17 protein-coding genes and 1 pseudogene are annotated in these 20,924 nt (G+C 37.0%); 11 read left to right on the top strand and 7 right to left on the bottom strand.

Features of this window, described 5'->3' with window-relative positions; translation table 11 throughout:
* Nucleotides 1-65 precede the first annotated feature (65 nt).
* On the bottom strand, nt 66-1,106 hold the full coding sequence (locus D569_RS0113445; RefSeq protein WP_018932953.1) for an NAD(P)/FAD-dependent oxidoreductase: 1,041 nt from the start codon (nt 1,104-1,106) through the stop codon (nt 66-68).
* A 252-nt stretch (nt 1,107-1,358) separates the two neighbouring features.
* On the opposite strand from D569_RS0113445, the gene D569_RS0113440 reads away from it, so the two are divergent.
* Complete coding sequence (locus D569_RS0113440) at nt 1,359-3,290, top strand: fructose-bisphosphatase class III (RefSeq protein WP_018932952.1); 1,932 nt, start codon at nt 1,359-1,361, stop codon at nt 3,288-3,290.
* A 129-nt stretch (nt 3,291-3,419) separates the two neighbouring features.
* Here the strand turns inward: D569_RS0113440 and D569_RS0113435 are convergent, their stop codons facing one another.
* The gene (locus D569_RS0113435) at nt 3,420-4,115 is read right to left on the bottom strand and encodes a MerR family transcriptional regulator (protein WP_018932951.1); all 696 of its coding nucleotides are present in this window, start codon (nt 4,113-4,115) and stop codon (nt 3,420-3,422) included.
* A gap of 186 nt (nt 4,116-4,301) precedes the next feature.
* On the opposite strand from D569_RS0113435, the pseudogene uvrA reads away from it, so the two are divergent.
* From uvrA to D569_RS0113410, 5 genes and pseudogenes are all read left to right on the top strand, one after another.
* Nucleotides 4,302-6,766 (top strand): annotated as a pseudogene (gene uvrA / locus D569_RS23450) (excinuclease ABC subunit UvrA).
* Nucleotides 6,767-7,015: 249 nt separating this feature from the next.
* Complete coding sequence (locus D569_RS22875) at nt 7,016-9,067, top strand: bifunctional metallophosphatase/5'-nucleotidase (protein ID WP_018932950.1); 2,052 nt, start codon at nt 7,016-7,018, stop codon at nt 9,065-9,067.
* A 427-nt stretch (nt 9,068-9,494) separates the two neighbouring features.
* Nucleotides 9,495-10,298 carry a pentapeptide repeat-containing protein gene (locus tag D569_RS0113420; protein WP_018932949.1) on the top strand — a complete coding sequence of 268 codons (804 nt, stop codon included), beginning with the start codon at nt 9,495-9,497 and terminating at the stop codon, nt 10,296-10,298.
* Between the two features lie 70 nt (nt 10,299-10,368).
* On the top strand, nt 10,369-11,301 hold the full coding sequence (locus D569_RS0113415) for a D-2-hydroxyacid dehydrogenase (RefSeq protein WP_018932948.1): 933 nt from the start codon (nt 10,369-10,371) through the stop codon (nt 11,299-11,301).
* 124 nt (nt 11,302-11,425) lie between these two features.
* Complete coding sequence (locus tag D569_RS0113410; RefSeq protein ID WP_018932947.1) at nt 11,426-11,851, top strand: ester cyclase; 426 nt, start codon at nt 11,426-11,428, stop codon at nt 11,849-11,851.
* Nucleotides 11,852-12,040: 189 nt separating this feature from the next.
* Here the strand turns inward: D569_RS0113410 and D569_RS0113405 are convergent, their stop codons facing one another.
* Entirely contained in the window at nt 12,041-13,165 is a 1,125-nt protein-coding gene (locus D569_RS0113405; RefSeq protein WP_018932946.1) for a hypothetical protein, read from the bottom strand.
* A 79-nt stretch (nt 13,166-13,244) separates the two neighbouring features.
* On the opposite strand from D569_RS0113405, the gene D569_RS0113400 reads away from it, so the two are divergent.
* From D569_RS0113400 to ppsA, 4 genes are all read left to right on the top strand, one after another.
* Nucleotides 13,245-13,796: a hypothetical protein gene (locus D569_RS0113400; protein ID WP_018932945.1), complete on the top strand. Its 552-nt coding sequence runs from the start codon at nt 13,245-13,247 to the stop codon at nt 13,794-13,796.
* Nucleotides 13,797-13,937: 141 nt separating this feature from the next.
* Nucleotides 13,938-14,168, top strand: a complete 231-nt coding sequence (locus tag D569_RS0113395; RefSeq protein ID WP_018932944.1) for a hypothetical protein — start codon at nt 13,938-13,940, stop codon at nt 14,166-14,168.
* Between the two features lie 65 nt (nt 14,169-14,233).
* Nucleotides 14,234-15,016, top strand: a complete 783-nt coding sequence (locus D569_RS0113390; protein WP_033404948.1) for a DUF2935 domain-containing protein — start codon at nt 14,234-14,236, stop codon at nt 15,014-15,016.
* Nucleotides 15,017-15,255: 239 nt separating this feature from the next.
* Nucleotides 15,256-17,865, top strand: coding sequence for a phosphoenolpyruvate synthase (ppsA, locus tag D569_RS0113385; RefSeq protein ID WP_018932942.1), 2,610 nt, complete (start codon nt 15,256-15,258; stop codon nt 17,863-17,865).
* Between the two features lie 72 nt (nt 17,866-17,937).
* Here ppsA and D569_RS0113380 read toward each other — a convergent pair whose 3' ends face one another.
* Both D569_RS0113380 and D569_RS0113375 read right to left on the bottom strand, forming a co-directional pair.
* Nucleotides 17,938-18,507, bottom strand: coding sequence for a GNAT family N-acetyltransferase (locus D569_RS0113380; RefSeq protein WP_018932941.1), 570 nt, complete (start codon nt 18,505-18,507; stop codon nt 17,938-17,940).
* Nucleotides 18,508-18,527: 20 nt separating this feature from the next.
* Complete coding sequence (locus tag D569_RS0113375; RefSeq protein WP_018932940.1) at nt 18,528-18,878, bottom strand: VOC family protein; 351 nt, start codon at nt 18,876-18,878, stop codon at nt 18,528-18,530.
* Between the two features lie 139 nt (nt 18,879-19,017).
* Here D569_RS0113375 and D569_RS0113370 point away from each other — a divergent pair, with 139 nt between their 5' ends.
* Nucleotides 19,018-19,491, top strand: coding sequence for an SRPBCC domain-containing protein (locus tag D569_RS0113370; protein WP_018932939.1), 474 nt, complete (start codon nt 19,018-19,020; stop codon nt 19,489-19,491).
* Nucleotides 19,492-19,614: 123 nt separating this feature from the next.
* On the opposite strand, the gene D569_RS0113365 is transcribed toward D569_RS0113370, so the two are convergent.
* Nucleotides 19,615-19,809: a DUF6366 family protein gene (locus tag D569_RS0113365; protein WP_018932938.1), complete on the bottom strand. Its 195-nt coding sequence runs from the start codon at nt 19,807-19,809 to the stop codon at nt 19,615-19,617.
* A gap of 87 nt (nt 19,810-19,896) precedes the next feature.
* Nucleotides 19,897-20,829: an acetamidase/formamidase family protein gene (locus D569_RS0113360; protein ID WP_018932937.1), complete on the bottom strand. Its 933-nt coding sequence runs from the start codon at nt 20,827-20,829 to the stop codon at nt 19,897-19,899.
* Nucleotides 20,830-20,924: the final 95 nt, after the last annotated feature.

Below are 20,924 nucleotides of genomic sequence, written 5' to 3'. Positions count from 1 at the left end.
TGGATAAAAAATATTGATATCTGTGCATCATTCAGTCCCTTCTAAGTCATTATCTTGTCGAACACTTAAAGATAAGCATAATCCTCCAGGTTTAAAACTGTTTCCTTATCTGTTAAATAGGCTGCAACCTCTCTCCCAATCACTGGTCCTGCTGTTAATCCAGAAGAACCTAAACCATTCACGGAAAAGATATGATCTGCAGTCCATCCGATATACGGCAATGAATCCCTTGTAAAAGGACGTAAACCTACAGCCATAAATTGGTCTTGGATAGTAGTTTCCGGAAAATAACGCATTGCCTCATGATGAAGGTATTGCTGATTTTCTTCTGACGGGGCAATGGAAAATTCTTCGGTATCCTCGTGTGTTGTTCCAATCGCAAACTGATTATGATCAGTTCCTACAATATACATTGGTCCAAGTCCCATCACAACGGGAGTTTCTTTACTCTGGTATTCATCATCTAGTTTGAGGTGCAATAATTCTGCCCGTTGATGACGGACTAAAGGTGTTTGACAATACTCACCAGCCCATGCACCAGCAGCATAGATAACAGTACCTTCTGCCTCTTCAGGCTTGATAGCTTGTTGTATCCATTTACCACCATGAAGGCTTATCCCTTCTTTTAAAGCTGAAAGCAGACTTTCTCCACGGATTTGCCCCCCACCTTCTACAAATACGGCTGGATAACAATCAGTCAGATGTGGATGAATTTCTTTCACTTCTGCTTTTGTCAGTTTATAAACATCTCCCATTTCAGGTGATCCATCCTGTTTGGCAGAAATCCGTTCATATGCGAGTTGCTGAATCCGCTCATCTTTAAATAGACATATCGCTCCATTTCGTTTGTATCCAGTAAACTGCCCGGTTGTTTCCTCGAGTTCTTGAATGAAATCCGGGTAATAACGAGCACCTTCCTGAACAAGTCTGTACCATTTTTTATTTCTGCGCTGACTGACCCAAGGGCAAATGATCCCTGCTGAAGCAGTAGTTGCTTGTCCTTTATCATAGCGATCAAAGACAGTAACAGAATTCCCGGTTTTGGCAAGATGATAGGCTATGGAAGCTCCGGCAATTCCACCGCCAATGACAGTATATGTCGACATGTAACCCCTCCTAAATGATATTATAGCGCAAATCGACGTTGAAACGAAATAGCTGAGGAGTGATGCCGATATTTCCCGAGAAATAATTTTTAACACAACATTATTCAGATAAAGCGTTGTATTAAAAGAGTGATAACTAGAAATGTGTTGCGTTAATTGTTACAATAATGCTATATAAAATCAGGCTGCCAATAATGGAGGTTTACGGACGAATAGTGCCGTGATACATAACGGAGAGGGGATAGCTACACAGTGAATACGAAATACCTAGACTTACTTGCTGAAAAATATGACAGTGAAGAAAAAGTGGTAACCGAAATCATTAACCTTGAAGCAATTCTGAACTTACCAAAAGGTACGGAGCACTTTGTCAGTGATTTGCATGGGGAATATCATGCATTTCAACATGTGCTGAGAAATGGTTCAGGGAAAGTGAAAGAAAAAATAACGGATATTTTCAAAGATAAATTGTCACAAGATCAAATTAACGAATTCGCGACTTTGGTTTACTACCCTGAAGAGAAATTAACATTAATCAAAAATAATTTTAATCATAAACAGGATTTACATAACTGGTATGAGAAAATTATTTGCGATATGATTCAACTGATTCCATACGCATCATCTAAGTATACTCGCTCAAAGCTGCGTAAGGCATTACCAGAACAGTTTGTCTATGTTATCGAAGAATTGCTTTATAAATCTGATAAATATTCCAACAAAAAACCGTATTATGAAAAAATCGTCCAGCAGATCATTACGCTAGGTCAGGCAGATAAACTGATCACCGGACTTGCTTATACGATTCAACAGCTGGTAGTGGATCATCTCCATGTAGTAGGAGATATTTATGATCGTGGACCTGACCCAGATAAAATTATGGATACACTCATTAATTATCATTCTCTAGATATCCAATGGGGAAACCATGATGTTCTATGGATTGGTGCTTTTGCCGGTTCGAAGGTTTGCCTTGCCAATATCATTCGTATTTGTGCCCGTTATGATAACCTCGATATTATTGAAGATGTTTATGGAATTAATCTTAGGCCATTATTAAATTTAGCTGAAAAATACTATGATGATAACCCTGCTTTCAGACCGAAGGAGCATCCTGATAAACCTCTATCAGCGGATGAGGCATTACAAATTACTAAAATTCATCAGGCGATAGCGATGATTCAATTTAAATTAGAAAGTCCCATTATTAAACGACGTCCATTCTTTAATATGTCGGAAAGACTTTTATTGGAGAAAGTAGATTATGAGAAGAATCAGGTAACGATTTATGGAAAAACATATTCACTTGAAAATACTTGCTTTGCTACAGTAGATCCAGAAAATCCGGCAAAACTGTTACCGGAAGAAGAGGAGGTAATCGATAAACTCTTGCTTTCGGTACAATATTCGGAGAAATTATCGAGACATATGAAGTTTCTCATGAAAAAAGGGAATCTATACTTAAGATATAACGGCAATTTACTAATTCATGGTTGTATTCCTGTTGATGAAGACGGAAATATGGAACAGATGGAGATTGAAGGAAACACCTATAAAGGCCGTGACTTACTGGATAAGTTTGAAGAATACTTACGCCATGCTTTTGCGAATTTGGAAGAGACAGATGATCTGGCAACAGACATGGTTTGGTATCTCTGGACAGGGGAATATTCATCGTTATTTGGAAAACGTGCAATGACAACATTTGAGCGCTATTTCATTACAGATAAACAAGCACATAAAGAACAAAAGAATCCTTACTTCTATTTGAGAGAAGATGAGGAAGTATGCCGTAAAATGTTGGAAGAGTTTGATCTTGATCCTGATCAAGGTCATATTATCAATGGCCATACCCCTGTTAAAGAAGTAGAAGGAGAGAATCCAATCAAAGCAAACGGTAAAATGATTGTCATTGATGGTGGGTTTTCCAAAGCGTATCAGTCAACTACTGGTATTGCTGGGTATACGTTGTTATATAATTCATTTGGCATGCAGTTAGTTGCTCACCAACATTTTAATTCTAAAGAAGATGTTCTGTTAAATGGTGCAGATGTTTTATCAGTTAGAAGAGTAGTAGACAAAGAACTCGAACGAAAGAAAGTGAGAGAAACCAATGTTGGAAAGGAATTATTAGAGGAAATTGAAATGTTGAAGCAATTGATGGAATACCGTTATATGAATTAATCCATTATTTTATGCCCCTCTTCTTTTATAGGAAGAGGGGATTTTTAAACCTTGAGGCGTAGTATAATTTAGAAGCAAGTAGTATAGAATCTACCATGTAAAGGTGATAACAATTTTAAAAGCAGGTGATCAATGTCTCACCCGCTCAAACAATTTATACAAATAAAAGAGTCCCTTTAGTTGTTCCTCGACTAAATAATCCATATAAATAAGCGAGTCTTTTGCTACTTTTTTTGCTTTGGTAATGTTATTGTTATCAAATTCTTTTACCATTTCTCTGATAATTTCTATAGAGAAATAAGCTTTTCTAAGTGTTCGAATAATTAATAGTTTGCTGATATCTTGTTTAGTGTAACTCCTATAACCATTTTCTTCATTACGTTTTGGTTCAATTAATCCTTCCTTTTGCCAATGGCGTAAAACAGTTGTAGGGAGTTCCAATGCTGCTGCTACTTCACCAATTGTGTAGGAATTCTTTTGTTTTCTATGAGGGACTTTCTCCGGATTTTCTAGTTCCAACACTTCAATTACTTTTTCAGTTTTTTCTTTTTCTTTGTGTAGTTCTGCTTGTTTTTCGTTTACTAACCATAGAACTTCGGTTAATTTCTTTTCTTGAACAAGTGGCATGATTTCTTTGACAAATCCCATGCCAAAGCCAGTATTCAAGGCACGTATACATTCAAAATAGGCGACATGTTCCTCTGTATAAACACGATAGCCATTTTCTTTCCTTTCTGATGGAGGCACAATCCCCCAAGTCTCATAATGTCTAAGAGCACTCGTTGTAATCTTCAGTTTTCTTGCAATATCAATCGGACGAACCATGTTCTCCCTCCTGTCATCATAAACTATTATCTATATTTTTCTGTGCTTTTTCAAACTTTAAAGAAAAACCTTAGACTCCATGTGACGGGAATTTACCCAAACAACAACACTGGTTCCGATCAACCTTATAACTTGCATTAATGTAATAGAATAGTTGATGAATCTAAAAAATAGGGAGGAATTCTCATGTCTAGCATTCACATTAGAGGTGCTTATGAAAACAATTTAAAAAACATCTTTGTATCAATACCGAAAAACAAACTTGTCGTTTTAACAGGACCATCAGGGTCGGGGAAATCTACTTTAGCTATGGATACCTTGCAACGAGAATGTCAACGCCAATATATGGAGTCCTTAGGTATGCCGACAGATAGCGTAAGTAAACCAAAAGTAGAGGCTATGATCGGACTATCACCATCTATAAGCATCGGCCAGCAAATAACCAATCGAAATCCAAGGTCAACAGTTGGAACAGTAACGGACATGTACACCTATTTACGACTCATTTATGAACGTCTTGGAGAGTGTAATTGCCCCCATTGTCAACATATTATTTTACCTTCGCTTAATAAGGAAGCGATGCAAGAAGAAACTTCAGGTTATACAGAATACATCCATTGTCCGCAATGTCATACTCGCATAGAAAAATTCACCCGCTCTCATTTTTCCTTCAATACACCTGAAGGTGCTTGTCCAACTTGTGATGGTTTAGGAGAGGTAAGTGAAATAAAACAAGACATGGTATTGGATGAGAATTTAAGTTTAAATGATGGTTGTATAAAAGTATGGGTGGGAGGCACTTATTTTGATTACCAAAAACATAATGTGTTAACTGCAGCAAAATATTATCAAATCCCTATTGATGAAAATCTCCCATTAAAGAACTATTCTGCTCAGCAACGTGATTTACTATTTTATGGAGTTGAAAGTAAGCAATTTAAAGCTCATTTCCCCGGTATAAAGCCACCAAAAACAGTTTCAAAAGGGAAGTTTGAAGGAGTACTAACCGCTATTTGGAGAAGGTATAAGGAAAAAGGTGGTAATTCAAGTGAAGCTAGTCTTTTTTCCTCGCAAACATGTCCAGATTGCCATGGTCATCGGTTAAAAGAAGAAAGTCGAAATGTACTCGTTCATCAAACTTCGATAACAGAGTTAACAACCATTTCATTAGTGGATTTGTTTGAATGGCTACAACGACTTAAGGCTTCTTTAACAGCTGAACAGAAGTTATTTATTGAAACATATCTACGAGACTTATTAGAAAAAATAAGTAGAGTGTTAAAAGTTGGTTTAGGCTATTTGAATCTAGACAGGCAAACTATTACATTGTCTGGTGGTGAAGCTCAACGATTACGACTAGCCTCTGTTCTAGGCTCTGGGTTAACAGGAGTTTTATACATTTTAGATGAACCAACTGCAGGTCTACACCCAAAAGATACAAAAGGATTAGTGGCTATTATGAAGCAGCTAAGAGACTTAGGTAACACGGTATTAGTGATCGAACACGATGTGGATGTGATGAGAGAAGCTGATCACATTATTGATATGGGGCCAGAAGCAGGAAGCGGTGGAGGAAAAATAGTAGGAGAAGGTACGGTGGAAGAATTGCAATCACAAGCTGATTCTGTAACTGGTGAATTTTTAAGAGAAAACAAGAAAATGATATTTGAGAGGCGGAAAAGACCTGAACAAGTTATTCATATTCAAAATGCTTTCAAGCATAATTTAAAAAATATTTCAATAGACATTCCGTTAAACCGTCTCGTTTCAGTATCTGGTGTCTCAGGGTCAGGAAAATCAACGTTAATTTTTGATATTTTAGCAAATCAGGATCTTACTGCGATCACATCACTGGTTTAGAAGCAGTTGATGACATCATTACCGTTAGTCAGTCAGCTTTAAGTAGGATGCAGCGTTCTAATGTTGCTACCTATACAGATATGTTTACTATTATCAGAAAAATATTTGCTAATGTACCTGAGGCTAAGCAATATGGCTTTCGTGCAAAGGACTTTTCCTTCAATACGGTTGGAGGGAGATGTGAAAACTGCCAAGGATTAGGATTTATTTCACTAAACATGCACTTTATTTATGATTTGGAAGTGACATGCCCGGTTTGTCATGGTACTCGTTTTAAAGAGGAATTGTTAATGGTGAAATACCAGGGATACTCTATTTCTGATATTTTAGATATGTCGATTGCAGAAACAATGGTACTGTTTGAAAAGCATAATACTTTGGCACCTAAAATCCGACTGCTTAATGAAATTGGATTAGGGTACTTGAAATGGGGGCAATCATTAACAACACTTTCTGGCGGAGAAGGTCAACGGCTAAAGCTTGCTAAAGAATTAAACAAAAAAGCTACCAATCATACACTTTATATATTGGACGAGCCTTCAAATGGACTGCATCCCAAAGATGTAAAGCAGCTATTAATCTTATTAAATAGACTGGTAGAGAACGGGAATACCGTTATTGTCGTAGACCATAGTATCGATATTATTCGTGCTTCTGATTGGGTTATCGATCTTGGACCAGAAGGTGGTAATGCCGGAGGGACAGTAATAGCAACAGGGACACCAGAAGAAGTAGCGCAATCTAGTACTTCTTATACTGGTCAATTTTTAAAAGCAGAATTGGGGTTATAAAAGCCTAAAGGTGACCAGAGATGGTCATCTTTTCTTTCTGTTACATTAGGATCATTTACGTAACGATTCTAAGACATTATAATTGGTATAGATTTACATATATTTTACGATATTTTAATTCTAAGTTAATAGTAGATTTCTAGAATGAAAGTAGGTAGATGTTGTCACTTGTTCTGTAATACTTACATCTAGTGTTTTAACATAATAGATTTAGTAGAAAACAAAAAATATTTAGGAGGTAATCATGATATGACAAGTAATAAGAGATTCGGCTTTTCTTTCAGAATGGTTGCTATTATTGTCTTAGTATTAACGATAGTCTTACCTACAAGTACATTGGCTGCTGAGGATGACAGTGATTTTTCATTAACAATCATGCATATGAATGATACACATGCTCATGTAGAACCATTACCTCGAATGTTAACAGCTGTAAAAGAAGTACGAGCTGATAATCCTGAAGCACTATTACTTCATGCTGGAGATGTTTTTTCAGGTACTTTGTATTTTAACCAATTTCACGGAAAAGCTGATTTGGCCTTATTAAACTTAATGGATTTCGATGCAATGGTATTTGGGAATCATGAGTTTGATTTGGGTTCAGGTGAAGACGGACATGAGTCTCTATCAGAATTTGTAGCGGAGGCACAGTTCCCATTCCTTGGAACTAATATTGATTTCTCAGGGGATCCATTTATGGCTGCTTACATAAGTGAAAATGCATTATCTGATTCGCCAGAAAATGGATCTGTCTATGACGGTATTATTAAAGAAGTCAATGGAGAACAGGTTGGTATTTTTGGGCTGACGACAGAAGATACAGCGAATATTTCAAGTCCAGTAAATGTGCAATTTTTAAACTATATAGCAGAGGCCGAACGAGCTGTTGCAGCTTTTGAAGAACAAGGTGTGGACAAGATTATTGCATTAAACCACATTGGCTATGATAGCACACCAGATATAGGAAATGACCTACAGCTTGCAGCAAGTGTCGACGGAATTGATGTCATTGTTGGTGGACACTCTCATACCAGATTAGATGAACCAACTGTTGTATCAACAGATGAGAATGGAGCAGAAAAAGATCCAACTGTTATCGTTCAGGCACATCAATACGCACAGCTACTGGGTAAATTAGATGTTAATTTTGATGAAAATGGTGTAGTAGTAGGCTACGATGGTCAATTAATAGATATTAACGAAAAAGAAGCTGATCCAGAAGCTGAGGAAGTACTGTCTTCCTACAAAGAAGAAGTAGATGAGCTAACCAATCAAGAAACAGGCGCAGTGGCGATGAGAGATATTCCTAATCCGCGCTTAGGTGATAGTGAAGTTAGTGTTCGAGCAAATGAAACAGAATTAGGAAATCTTATCACTGATGCAATGCTAGCAAAGGCGCGAGAAAAAAATCCAGAAGTTGTGATTGCCATGCAAAATGGTGGAGGAATCCGTGCGGCAATTGATGAAGGTCCCATTACTGTTGGTGAAGTGATTGCCGTATTACCGTTTGGAAATGATCCAGTTGTTGCAAAATTAACAGGAGCGGAAATTAAAGAAATTTTAGAGCACAGTGTCCGACAAGCACCTGCAGAAAGCGGTGGATTCTTACAGGTTGCTGGTATGAAATTTAACTATGATAGCACTAAAGAACCTGGATCCCGAATTGTGACGATGGAAGTAGAAGTGGAAGGTGAATATGAGGATATTGATTTAGACCAAACTTATTTAGTAACAACAAACAATTTCACAGGTAAAGGTGGAGACGGTTTTGAAGTCTTTGCTCAAGCGTATGATGAAGGACGAGTGAGAGATATCGGTGAAATTGACTGGGAACAATTACGTGATTATATGGTAGAAGATTTAGGTGGTGTGGTTGATCCAGTTATTGAAGGTCGCATAACTGACTTATTAGGGGAAGAACCAGAAGCTCCTGAGAAACCTGAAGAGGACAATGACGGAACTCCTGATGAAGAAGGTCAAGAGGATGGCGGCGACACTGGTGAAGGAACTGACAATAACGGATCTAATGATGGATCAGGTGACGGTGAAAACACAAAAGAGGATACTGACAAAGTAGGTTCTGAAGATGAAGAAGATAAAGTAGATTCCGAACAAAAAAATGGCCAAGAAACTTCAGAAGATAATAACAATGAAGCAGGCTCTGGTAATGAAAGTAATCAAGAAGAAGGAGAGCGTCTCCCGGATACGGCTACTAATATGTATACATTTCTCTTATTAGGAGCAATCGTCTTGATTATAGGAATAGGTGTTTTAGTATATAGAAAAGTAAAAACATCATAAAAAATGAGTGATAGCAAATTTCAGGTCTGTGCTCTGCTGGATTCATAGCAGGAACAGACCTGAAATTTTGTATGATTACTTTTACTTTACCCCGTATCGGACGTATTCTGGGCAAAATGATTGTTTTTGAAAAGGCATTTTCACCTGAGCTTCCCCCTTTTAAACCTACAAAAACCGTCTTGATTGTTCAACGTGCTGCCTAATAATATTGGATTGCATATCTTGCATTTCCATCCATCCTTAAAAAGGGTGGTGTAATGTTTACCGTTATTTATTGTCCTCCTTATATTCTATCAAGTTAATAGAATCGTTTCATTTTCATTCCTTATTGATTTCTTATCTTTTGCTCTTTTCAAGGCATTCAAATGATAGTGTGATAGAATAGGATTAATAATTCACTGTCAAAAAGATGGAGGAAATATTGAAAATGCTAAATGATCTTAAATCAGATTGTAAAAACTGCTTTGCTTTATGTTGTGTAGCTTTACCATTTGGTAAGTCTCATGATTTTCCCTTCACTAAAGATGGTGGAAATCCATGTCGACACTTATGCTCCAATAATATGTGTTCCATTCATGACCAATTGAAAGACAAAGGTTTTAATGGTTGTGTCACGTATGAATGCTTTGGTGCAGGTCAGCATGTTTCACAAACTATCTATGGTGGGAAAGACTGGCGTGAAGATAGTGAACATGCAGAAGAGATGTTTGCTGTGTTTCCTATTGTTCAGCAACTACATGAAATGCTTTGGTACCTCAAACAAGCATTGATAATAATGGAAACAGAACCTTTACATGACCATCTTCAGCAAATTTATTATGATACTGTAAAACTAACTAAGAAGCATCCAAAAGATATTCTAGAATTGAATATTATGGAACATAGAAGTATTGTCAACAGTCTGTTGAAAAAGACGAGTCAATGGTATCGGAAAGACTTCATGAATAAAAATAAAAGAATAATGGAGACAAATGATTTAATAGGGGAAAGTTTAGAAGGGTCAGATCTTAAAGGAGAGGACTTTCGCGGGAAGCTATTGATAGCAGCAGATTTAAGCAATAGTGATTTAAGAAAAGTAGATTTTATCGGGTCAGACCTTCGAGATGCCAAGTTATTTGGAGCAGATTTGACAAGTGCTCTTTTTCTTACACAATCTCAACTTAATTCAGCAAAAGGAGATAGCCGTACCAGCATTCCAAGTTATTTAGAGAAGCCTAGTCATTGGCGGTAATACATAGATTAACGGAATGTATCTTGCCCCCTCTTTTGACGAGACGTTCATTATCGAAAGGAGAACACCAATGAAAATCAACCATATTTTATTTGTAAGCCCTTTGAATCAAGAATTACAAAATCTGATAGAAGATTATAAATTAGACAAGGAATTTCGTTATTTGACAGAAGAAGAAATAAGGGAGGAAGATTTAGACTGGGCTGATGCGTTTGTATCCTTCAAAACTAGAGCAAGTTATGACTATAGTAAAGTGAAATGGGTTCATTCTCTAGGTGCAGGTGTAGATAGTTTCTTATTTAGAAAGAAATGGAATGACGATGTAATCTTAACCAGAACGATTTGTTCGTTTGGAGAAAGAATTAGTGAGTATAGCCTTAGCTACATACTAAAAGACTTACAGTATCATGATCAATTCTTTCATCAGAAAGAGGAGAAGCATTGGAAACCTACCACACCTAAGATGTTAAGTGATTCAAAAGTAATGATTTATGGAACAGGAGAAATAGGTCAAAAAATAGCACAAGTCTTTTCCTTTTTTGGTGTAGAAGTTTACGGAGTATCATGGAGCGGTGAACAAAAGGAGTATTTCAAAGAGGTATTTACAGTTGACTCGCATTTTACACTATTAAATGAAGTGAATTATTTGATTAATACCTTGCCATTAACGGAAAAAACAGAGCATTTAATTAACAAGGATATTTTTTCAGGTTTATCGAGTGCCGGCTTTATCAATGTTGGCAGGGGAGAATCTGTTAGTGAATTAGACCTCTTACATGCATTGGATACTGGTCAGGTTAGGTTTGCTGTACTTGATGTATTTCAAGAGGAGCCACTGCCACAACACAGTCCATTGTGGCAACAACCAAACGTGATGATTACACCACATATTTCAGCTGTGACAACTGCTAAAGAAGCGGTAGAATGTTTTGTTGACACACTTGAAAATTTAGAAAAGGATAAACCTTTATCTAATAAAGTAGATGTCAAAAAAGGATTTTAATAGCGTACAAAAATAATCCCTCAACAGCTAGCTAATTCAATGTAAGAAGAAAAGTACCATAATAAAGGTATTTCACGAAAGAACTTGAATATAGTATAAAATCGTATTTTAGGAGGTTTTTGAATTGACTATTCTAGACGAAAATCAAGTTTATCAATTATGGGTAAAAGCATGGCACGAGGATGTTTCTATACTTGATAAGATAACAGCGCCTGCTTGCATGATTCACCAGGCAAGAACTGATGGAAAATCTACGGCTGATAAAAAGGGAGCAGAAGCCTTAAAGGGGATCATTAAGGATGCTTGCGCCTTTTTTGATGATGTGGATATGACGGTAGTAGTAGGTCCTATCATAGACAGTCCGTATGTCTCGGCACGATGGCAATTTGCAGGAGCTTATAAAGGAGGCATGCCAGGTGCTAAGGCGGAAGTGGGAAAAATAATAAGCTTTAACGGTATGGATATTATGCAAGTCGAAGATGGAAAAATAAAAGGTTATTGGGTATCTTCTGATGGCGTACACTTAATGGAGCAGCTAGGAGTATTTTGATTTGTTTTTCATCGTTGGGTATTCGAGAAAAGGGCGCATGTTGAATAACATAGCTACATAGAACTGGTGTAAATGTTGTTCGAACAAATAAAGTCAAGAAACAAAGCAGTCATAGCTATTATGCTTCTTGACTTTTATCTTTAGGCTTTTTGAAATTTTGATCTTGACAATGTCCAAAGCATTTGTGGGTTATGTTGCATTATTATTAATTTTTTTAACAATTAAGTAAGGTATCCACACGACAAGTGGGAATAACATAGCCATGCCAAGCACACTCACTGAAATCTCAGAAGCAATTGGTTGAGTTTCTTCTTCAAAACTCATAGTCATGGCAATTCCAAAAATAAAAGCATTCACAATGAATACTAACATAAAATACCAACGTAAAACACGACGCAGAATGAAGAAAAATAGTAGACTGATAACAAAAAACATAACAAAAATGGGCCAGGGGTTTTTCTCAGCAAACCATCCGTATTTATAAAGCTCTATTAATCCAAAGGTAATTGCTAACATTAGTGCATAGCTTAATAGAACAGCATTTGCAATTGGTCTGAATAAGGAATTGTCTTTCTCAACAGGTTCTATATATTCTTTTGGTGGATATGTTCTAGACCATTCTCGATACACTTCCTTCTGCTGCTTCTTCCAATTACCTTGGTGTTCGATTGGAATCTCGTGAATATTGGATTCTAATCGTCTTATCCTTTTTTGATCTGTAAACACATCTCGCTCATAACTAAAGAGTACTTCTGTTGTGAATTGTACGGGTATATTTCTTTTTTTGAAATAGGTTAACCAGATATTAATATTCTCGTAATTACTGGCAAATGGAAGCTTCAACAATTCTTTTTTCGAATTTGCTTCGTGAATAACGTAAAGTATATAACTTTTCTCTATATGCTTTGTTCCATGTCTCGTTAGATATTCGTTTATGATATATGGAGCAACAACCACTTTCCGTATAGCAGAAAGCTCTACCTCCATCTTGGTAGGTTCTCTATCATAAGTGTTTTCCCATTTATTTAATTGAATAGTATCCGGATAGAACTTATAAGTTGTGAGATGGTTATTTCGCCAGATTAATCCGCGAGCATAGGCAAACACTCTGGTAGCTAGCCAAATTCCTAGCGGGACAAGCAGCATAAGCAGCACGGACCATATATTGGTATTATTGCTGAAGACTATTATCGGCCCCACTACCATCGTGATGCAAAGCAGAAAAAGCACGGAAATGATATAGGAAAATGTTATCCACCAAAAGGGATCGAATTTCTTCTCTACGTATTGGTACATAGCCTTACTTGATTCCATATTTCCCTCCCAAAATGTAGTTAGATAAATGAATATTTGCTAAAATAAGTATAACAAAAAAAAGAAAGTTGTGAAGATTTTGGATATTGTAAATGATATTATCTTTTCAAAATGGCAATGGGTGACAGTGTTTTTTTCTGTAGTTGCATTGACGGCGATGATACTTGGGAGATATCCAGTAAAGACGACTGTGAAATCGGGGATATTAGCATTATTATTTAATTTTGTATTTGTCTCATTTTTTATTTATATAAATGTATCTGCTGATCAAACTCAGTTGAATGATATAGAAGTGGCAACTCCAGCTAATGATGCGTATATAGAAGAAAGGTTAAGTGAAGTTTTTGAAGAGAGTAAAGAACGGGCACAAAACAAAGAACTGGTTGGTTTAGTTGAACCACTCAGAGAAAATGACAATGTCACATCTTATGTTTACGCTAAAAATTTCCATGAAGAATGGGAGTTTCATGGGAAGATAAGAGTTGCGATTTATGATGATAACGAGAATATAATTAATGATAAGGTTTTTGATATTTCATTGGAGCCGGGTGAGACGAAACAAATCGATACTGATTTTGGTGATCCGAATTTTTCCTGGTTTCGTTATGAGTTTTATCCAGAAGAGAGTTAATCGGAATTCCCTAAATAAAAAGTGAAAAAAAGACAGAAGTCCAAATAGTGAATTGGATTCTGTCTTTTTATCATTCTTATTCATAGATTGTTGCTTCTCGCTATAAAATAAATTACTGAACAAATAAGGAAAGGTGAGATCATGACGTTATATGAAGCTATTTTAGAATGTTTCATTGAAAAACAAAAGCCAATGACTATTCTAGAAGTGGAAATATATATCGGTCAGCAATATAAACAAAAGTGGAAAGATATTGGCACTACTTTAGCAGATATGGTTCCGCTTAATTATGGTGGGAATTCTTCTTCGTCTGTACCAGCAGAATATAGAAGATTGAAAAGACTAACTAGAGGAACATACACGTTAATCTGAGAGTATTTCGTTAATATTTCCCCTGTTTGCCGAATACAATAAACCATCATTGCATAAAAAAGGGGATGTCTGGTTTGAAATCCAATTACTTAAAAAGTGCTGTGTTTGAACATCAATTTTGGTTGCAGGTGCTCGGAGATCACGCTCGGTTTATTCATGATTCCCTTTACCCATCACAAACTGAGGATATTGAAAAAGCCAAAATGTTTCGCTCACAGTATGATCAATTGCTTGCCCAATCAAGTGCTATTGATACGTCCAATGCCATTTCATTCTCGATTATGGTGGAGGATCTCACTAAGCAATTCAGAGAATTCAAGCTTTCCATTATTGAACGGCACTTGACGGGTCAAATGGGGATTCATTTGACACCTACATTTTTGAATCATATGGTTAATGAATTGGAAGAATATTTGTTGATACTAGGCTATCTGAAGCAAGGAGAGGTACCACCTATTTTCCATGAATTACATCATCACCTTGTCTGGTTACTGGATGCATCTGGTCATGCGGGCGCGATTAATGATGAAATGGATGGTGTCGAGAAACGTTTAAAAGAGAAAAGTCATGCATTCACAGAGCATTTTAATCAATTTTATTTAAAAGCAGTAGAGCTGACCGGTTATTTACGTTCCAATGTTAACGCATTCCCCGCATTAAAAAAGTTTAATAATGACGTGGAGGTAGAAATAGGTTTATTTAAAACTTTTTTGCATGAATTGGAAGAAATGGAGCTTAGTGCAGAGGTATTAAGTACATTTACTGCCTCAATGGCTGATCACATGGCTCGTGAGGAACAATATTACTTAATGAAAGTGGCCCAGTCCAAGCAAGTTACTGGAAATTGAGTTAGCCAATTATTACTGAACAAAACAATAGATTTTAATATAAAAATAAAAAACACCTTCGTTCTATGAATTCCATATGAAACGAAGGTGTTTTTATTCTTTTATTAGAAGTGAAGAACTTAGGCACAATATTCTTTCTACTTTAATTATAGCACACAAAAAAAGGGAAATATAGACTATTTATTCTCATTTCCTACTGCTAAAATCAATAGTACTTTAATGGTTAGGAGTGATGTAGAATGAGTGCTTCGGTTCTGGATTTTCAAGAGATAGAAAAAACTCAGCTTATGCTCGTTGGTGGAAAAGGTTCGAATTTGGGGGAATTATCAAAAATCCAAGGAATACACGTACCAGAAGGATTTTGTATAACAACAGAGGGATTTCAAAAAGCCGTCAGCCAGAATGAAACGTATCGTGCTTTGTTAGACCGACTAACCAGGCTAAAGGTAGAAGATCGAGAACAAATTGCTGCAATTAGCAAGAAGATACGACAACTCATTATGGAAGTAGAAATTCCTTCTGATGTTGTAAGTACAGTTACTCACTATCTCTCCAAGTTTGGCGAGCAACATGCTTATGCAGTGCGTTCTAGTGCGACGGCTGAAGATTTACCATACGCCTCTTTTGCTGGTCAACAAGATACCTATTTAAATATCATCGGTAAAGAAGCAATCTTACAGCATATTAGCAAATGTTGGACTTCCCTATTTGCCGATCGCGCAGTAATATACCGTATCCAAAATGGATTGAATCATAATCAAGTGTATATGTCCGTTATCGTTCAAAGGATGGTTTTCCCACAAGCTTCAGGGATATTATTTACCGCTGATCCAATTACTTCTAATCGAAAGGTACTGTCGGTCGATGCCAGTTTTGGGCTTGGAGAAGCACTGGTATCTGGATTGGTATCGGCAGATTGTTATAAAGTTCAGGAAGACAAGATCATCGAGCAGATGATAGCTACCAAAAAAGTAGCTATCTATCCATTAAAAGAGGGCGGGACAGAGAAACGGCAGATTGATCCGGAAAGGCAAAAGAATCAAACACTGACTGAACAACACATTTTACAACTGGCGCGAATCGGAAGACGGATTGAAGCTTATTTTGATTGCCCACAAGATATCGAATGGTGTTTGGTGAATGATACATTTTATATTCTCCAGAGTCGTCCAATCACTACTTTATATCCTATTCCAGAAGCCAATGATCCAAATAATCACGTCTATGTATCAGTTGGACATCAACAAATGATGACTGATCCCATGAAACCATTAGGATTGTCTTTTTATCTGTTAACGACACCTGCCCCTATGCGTATAGCTGGTGGTAGATTGTTTGTTGATACCACAGATAAGCTAGCTTCACCCGACAGCAGAAAAACGGTAATTGATACCCTGGGGAAATCCGATCCACTCATCAAAGACGCACTCCTAACTATCGTAAAGCGAGAAGGATTTATAATATTATCATCGGATGAAAAAGAACTGAATCCCAGTAAAAGCAATAAAATTATATCGTCTTGGGGCCAAGAACAAATCGAAAATGATCCGACAATCGTTTCTGATTTGATTAAGAGTAGTGAGATTTCGATCGAAGAGTTAAAACAAAATATTCGAACTAAATCCGGATCAGAATTATTTGATTTTATTCGAGAAGATATCCAGCAATTAAAAAAGATTTTATTTGACCCACAAAGTTCAATTGTCGTGATGACTGCTATGAATGCTCCATCATGGATCAATGAAAACATCGAGAAGTGGCTAGGTGAAAAAAACGTAGCTGATACGATTTCTCAATCTGTACCAAACAATATTACATCGGAGATGGGTCTAGAGTTATTGGATGTGGCAGATGTCATACGACCTTATCCGGAAGTAATTGGTTTTTTGCACCATGTAAAAGATGAAAACTTTTTGGACGAACTGATGAAGTTTGAAGGTGGACAAAAAATCCGAGATGCAATAATTGCTTTTCTCAATAAATACGGAATGAGATGTGTTGGAGAAATCGATATTACTAGAAATCGTTGGAGCGAAAAAACCATTACACTTGTTCCCTTGATTCTTAACAATATCAAAAACTTTGAACCGAATGCTAGCAGTCGGTTATTTGAGCGAGGAAGACAAGAGGCTCTGAAAAAAGAACACGAGTTATTAGAACGACTGAAGCGACTGCCGGATGGTGAACAAAAGGCCAAAGAGACAAAACGAATGATCGATCTAATCCGGAATTTCAGCGGGTTTAGGGAGTATCCAAAATACAGCATGATAAATCGCTACTTCGTTTATAAGCAAGCTCTATTGAAAGAAGCTGAACAACTCGTACAGGCCAACGTTATTCATGAAAAAGAAGATATATACTATCTCTCTTTTGAAGAACTTAGTGAAGTCATACACACAAATAAACTGGATTACCAGGTCATCAACATACGAAAAGAAGAGTACAAATTATATGAAAAATTAACTCCCCCACGTGTTATCACGTCTGATGGAGAAATCATTGTTGGTGAGTACAAACGAGAAAATCTCCCAACTGAAGCCATTGCAGGTTTACCAGTTTCTTCTGGAGTTATAGAGGGGCGAGCACGTGTCATCTTAAACATGGAAGATGCTGATCTAGAAGATGGAGATATATTAGTCACCTCTTTTACAGACCCAAGTTGGACACCATTGTTTGTATCCATCAAAGGTCTAGTCACCGAAGTTGGTGGGCTGATGACCCATGGAGCAGTTATTGCGCGTGAATATGGGTTACCAGCAGTTGTTGGAGTAGAAAATGCTACCAAGCTCATAAAGGATGGACAACAAATTAGAGTGCATGGAACAGAAGGGTATATCCAAATCTTATAATTAATGTAGCACCGCTCCAGTGGTTACTTGAGCGGTGTTTTACAAATTATTTAGGGATTAACAAGCTACTTTTCAGTCTTGTGCAGCAAATTCTTCTCTCAAAATCGAATAGATCTTTACATCCCAATGCTGCCCTTTGCCATATACTGCTTTTCTTAATACTCCTTCAAACATCATACCTGCTTTCTCCATCACTCTTGCTGAACCGATGTTTTCTACTAAACATTTTGCCTGAATCCGTTCTAAGTCCATATGGTTGAAACCAAACTTAATAACTTCTTTAACAGCTTCCGTGACAATCCCTTTGCCCCAATAGTCCTGAGAAATCACATAGCCGAGTTCCGCAATATGTTGCTGTGTATCCCATGAGACAAAATCAATCGTCCCTATCATTCTCTGCTGATCTTTCCATTCGATTGCCCAAGGAGCGAGATAATTACTTTCATATCTACTAATAATATATTCGACAAATGCTAGTGTTTCATCTAAAGACTGGTGGGTTTCCCATGTTACATATTTCGATACTTCCTGATTAGAACCATAGGCATAGGTATCACGAACATCCCCTAAAGATACCTTTCGTAGTAGTAGTCGATCCGTTTCCAAGATCGGAAAATCACTAAATATATCTTCTACTTCCATTGTTCCACTACCTTTCATTTCTATCGTTTACATACCATCATGTGGTTACCATCTAGATCTTTAAATGTGAAAAAATGGCCAAATTGAATATCTGAAAGTAATTCTACACCTTTGCTTTCGATATATTGATAGGCCACTTCAATATTATCTGTATCAAAATGGAAGGCAGGTGTTTTCAAAATCGTTTCTTCTCGATGAATTTTACTGTCCAAAACGACATTTAATCCGTCTAATTCGATAACATAGAGGTGTCCTCCAGGAAAGTCATCATGAGGTTCTTTATCTAGTAAATCACAATACCAGTCACGAGCTTTTTCAATATTCTTCACGGGAATAAATACAGCGGTAATTTTGTTATTTAATGGATTCATACCAACAGCTCCTCTTTTTTGTAAGCTTTAGTAATATAACCATATTATGCGACAGTAAACTAGTCAATGCTAAATAATGCTTTCGTAATACTGTCGTCAGTTTTTGTGTTAAAATAGCATCCAAAAGGAGGTTGTTGCAATGAATTACGGTACACTTAGCCAGCACAATGAACGATATTCATTAACATTTGAATGTGAATTCCCATTTTCCTCAGAAAAAGTATTTGCTACCTTAATTGACCCGACTTTCTTTATCCAATGGTATCCATTCGCAACAATGGAAATGGAAGTAGAAGTCGGTGGTAAGCTGAAGTTTGACGATGGGGAAGGTTCTGTTTATGAAGGAGAAGTATTGGAATTAGAGGAACCGCACACGTTTGTTTTCAAAGAAGTAGACGATTTACTTGATATGCGAATAACGGAAAAAGAAGATGGTTGTCTATTTACATTTAAGCATTCTTTCGATGACGCATCTATGGCGATGTATATCGCTGCGGGGTGGCATCGCTGTCTTGAAGTATTTCAACAACTTGTTTACGGTGAACCAGTGGTGTGGAAGGATAATGTCGAGACATTGCGAGAGTATTATCAAGAAGCCTTCGATGTAAAGTAGCATTATACTTGAAATTATTGATTGACTGTCTGAACTACATTAAAACCTTCTAATGTAGTTTTTTTGATGAAATAACTATTGTATCTACATTAGAAGGGCTCTGATTCATAAAGCACTATTTAGCTATCGAAAGAAAACAGAATAAATGATAAAAGCTACTAGGATAATTAGAATAAGTATTCCTGTACCTTTCCAACCTAACCCGCCGACCAAATCAGGTAACCCACTCCCATGAATACTTCCAGAAGGATTTCCTTTCAATTCTTCTTGTCTCATTCGTTCTCTTCTTTTTTCTGGTGTTTCTTTTTCTTCTGTCATATTAACACTCCTTTATTGAGGTTTAATCGTCCGTAAAATCCCCACGGAGGGAAAATCACTTTTTCTCGATGAGCAAAACAGATATGTTTAATGAGTAAACGAATCGTGAGGCAGAATGGCGTGTACCCCTTTCGCTCCATTAACTATTTGAGTAATTCTTAAATTCACTATCAAACTAGCTAGTGTGTAGGCCTCTTTTCTGCTGAAATCGTACAGTTCTTGCATAAGGTCTAGCATACCTTCAAGTGCAATGAAACAAGCTTCATCAAGATCTTCGTGAAAGCCGAATGTGATCCAGCCTGCAGGTGTATTGGCGCGCGGCATTGATAAGTGTTGATCAGCTTTTATTGTAAAAGTTAAGTCTACCAGATCCATTGGACATTCAATAGCTTGAGTGCTTATCTCACCATCTCCCTGTAGGGCATGGCCATCACCAACTGAGAACAACCCCCGAGAAACAGGAATTGGGAGATATAAAATACTTCCCTCCACTAGCTCCTTACAATCCATGTTCCCACCACAAAATCTTGGTGGTATGGTTGAATGAATGCCAGATTCATTAGGTGGCATGCCCATCGTCCCCATGAATGGCGATAAGGAAACACGATGATTCAGTTGACTCGTACCAATCATATTTACAGGGTCCAAATCCCAGTTTAAGTGGTATGGATCTTGTTCTCCTATGCCGAGTCGATTTTTGACTTGCTTGGAACCACCTGCAAAACTCCAGCCCCATGAAGAGGGGCGTATTTCATTCACTTTAATCATCAGAACCATTCCAGGTTTAGCACCATTAATGGCTATTGGACCACAGAGAGCATGGCCATTGTTTCCCTTTAACCCTTTTGTCTCAAAAGTCCTTCGATAACCAGTTGATTGAAAAGGTTCTAATCCCCATAATGCATCCAAAGTAGAATAGCGAACGGAATCACCTGAGTTTATAGTTAATATAGTTTTGAGATGTTTTGAAAAAGAACCATGGAGAGTTTGTTTTTGAGGATCTATATGGTAGGTAGTCATGTGAATAGCTCCTAAAGATAAATTTGGTATCTATGAGATGTATCAACTATTGTAAAACGTATGTTATCCGATTATGATACCTAGTACATTCCGTT

It is taken from the genome of Gracilibacillus lacisalsi DSM 19029 (assembly GCF_000377765.1).
Lineage (GTDB): Bacteria > Bacillota > Bacilli > Bacillales > Amphibacillaceae > Gracilibacillus > Gracilibacillus lacisalsi.
The sequence above is the reverse complement of the archived record's forward strand: the minus strand, read 5'-3'. Positions and strand labels throughout refer to the sequence as shown.

Coding starts and splice junctions, on each gene's coding strand:
- D569_RS0113380 (WP_018932941.1), bottom strand. CDS start 18,507: ATGGAAGTAGAAGATATATTTAGTGATTTTCCGATCTTGGAAACGGAT.
- D569_RS0113445 (WP_018932953.1), bottom strand. CDS start 1,106: ATGTCGACATATACTGTCATTGGCGGTGGAATTGCCGGAGCTTCCATA.
- D569_RS0113395 (WP_018932944.1), top strand. CDS start 13,938: ATGACGTTATATGAAGCTATTTTAGAATGTTTCATTGAAAAACAAAAG.
- D569_RS0113365 (WP_018932938.1), bottom strand. CDS start 19,809: ATGACAGAAGAAAAAGAAACACCAGAAAAAAGAAGAGAACGAATGAGA.
- D569_RS0113390 (WP_033404948.1), top strand. CDS start 14,234: ATGTCTGGTTTGAAATCCAATTACTTAAAAAGTGCTGTGTTTGAACAT.
- D569_RS0113435 (WP_018932951.1), bottom strand. CDS start 4,115: ATGGTTCGTCCGATTGATATTGCAAGAAAACTGAAGATTACAACGAGT.
- D569_RS0113405 (WP_018932946.1), bottom strand. CDS start 13,165: ATGGAATCAAGTAAGGCTATGTACCAATACGTAGAGAAGAAATTCGAT.
- D569_RS0113415 (WP_018932948.1), top strand. CDS start 10,369: ATGAAAATCAACCATATTTTATTTGTAAGCCCTTTGAATCAAGAATTA.
- D569_RS0113360 (WP_018932937.1), bottom strand. CDS start 20,829: ATGACTACCTACCATATAGATCCTCAAAAACAAACTCTCCATGGTTCT.
- D569_RS22875 (WP_018932950.1), top strand. CDS start 7,016: ATGACAAGTAATAAGAGATTCGGCTTTTCTTTCAGAATGGTTGCTATT.
- D569_RS0113375 (WP_018932940.1), bottom strand. CDS start 18,878: ATGAATCCATTAAATAACAAAATTACCGCTGTATTTATTCCCGTGAAG.
- D569_RS0113370 (WP_018932939.1), top strand. CDS start 19,018: ATGAATTACGGTACACTTAGCCAGCACAATGAACGATATTCATTAACA.
- D569_RS0113420 (WP_018932949.1), top strand. CDS start 9,495: ATGCTAAATGATCTTAAATCAGATTGTAAAAACTGCTTTGCTTTATGT.
- ppsA (WP_018932942.1), top strand. CDS start 15,256: ATGAGTGCTTCGGTTCTGGATTTTCAAGAGATAGAAAAAACTCAGCTT.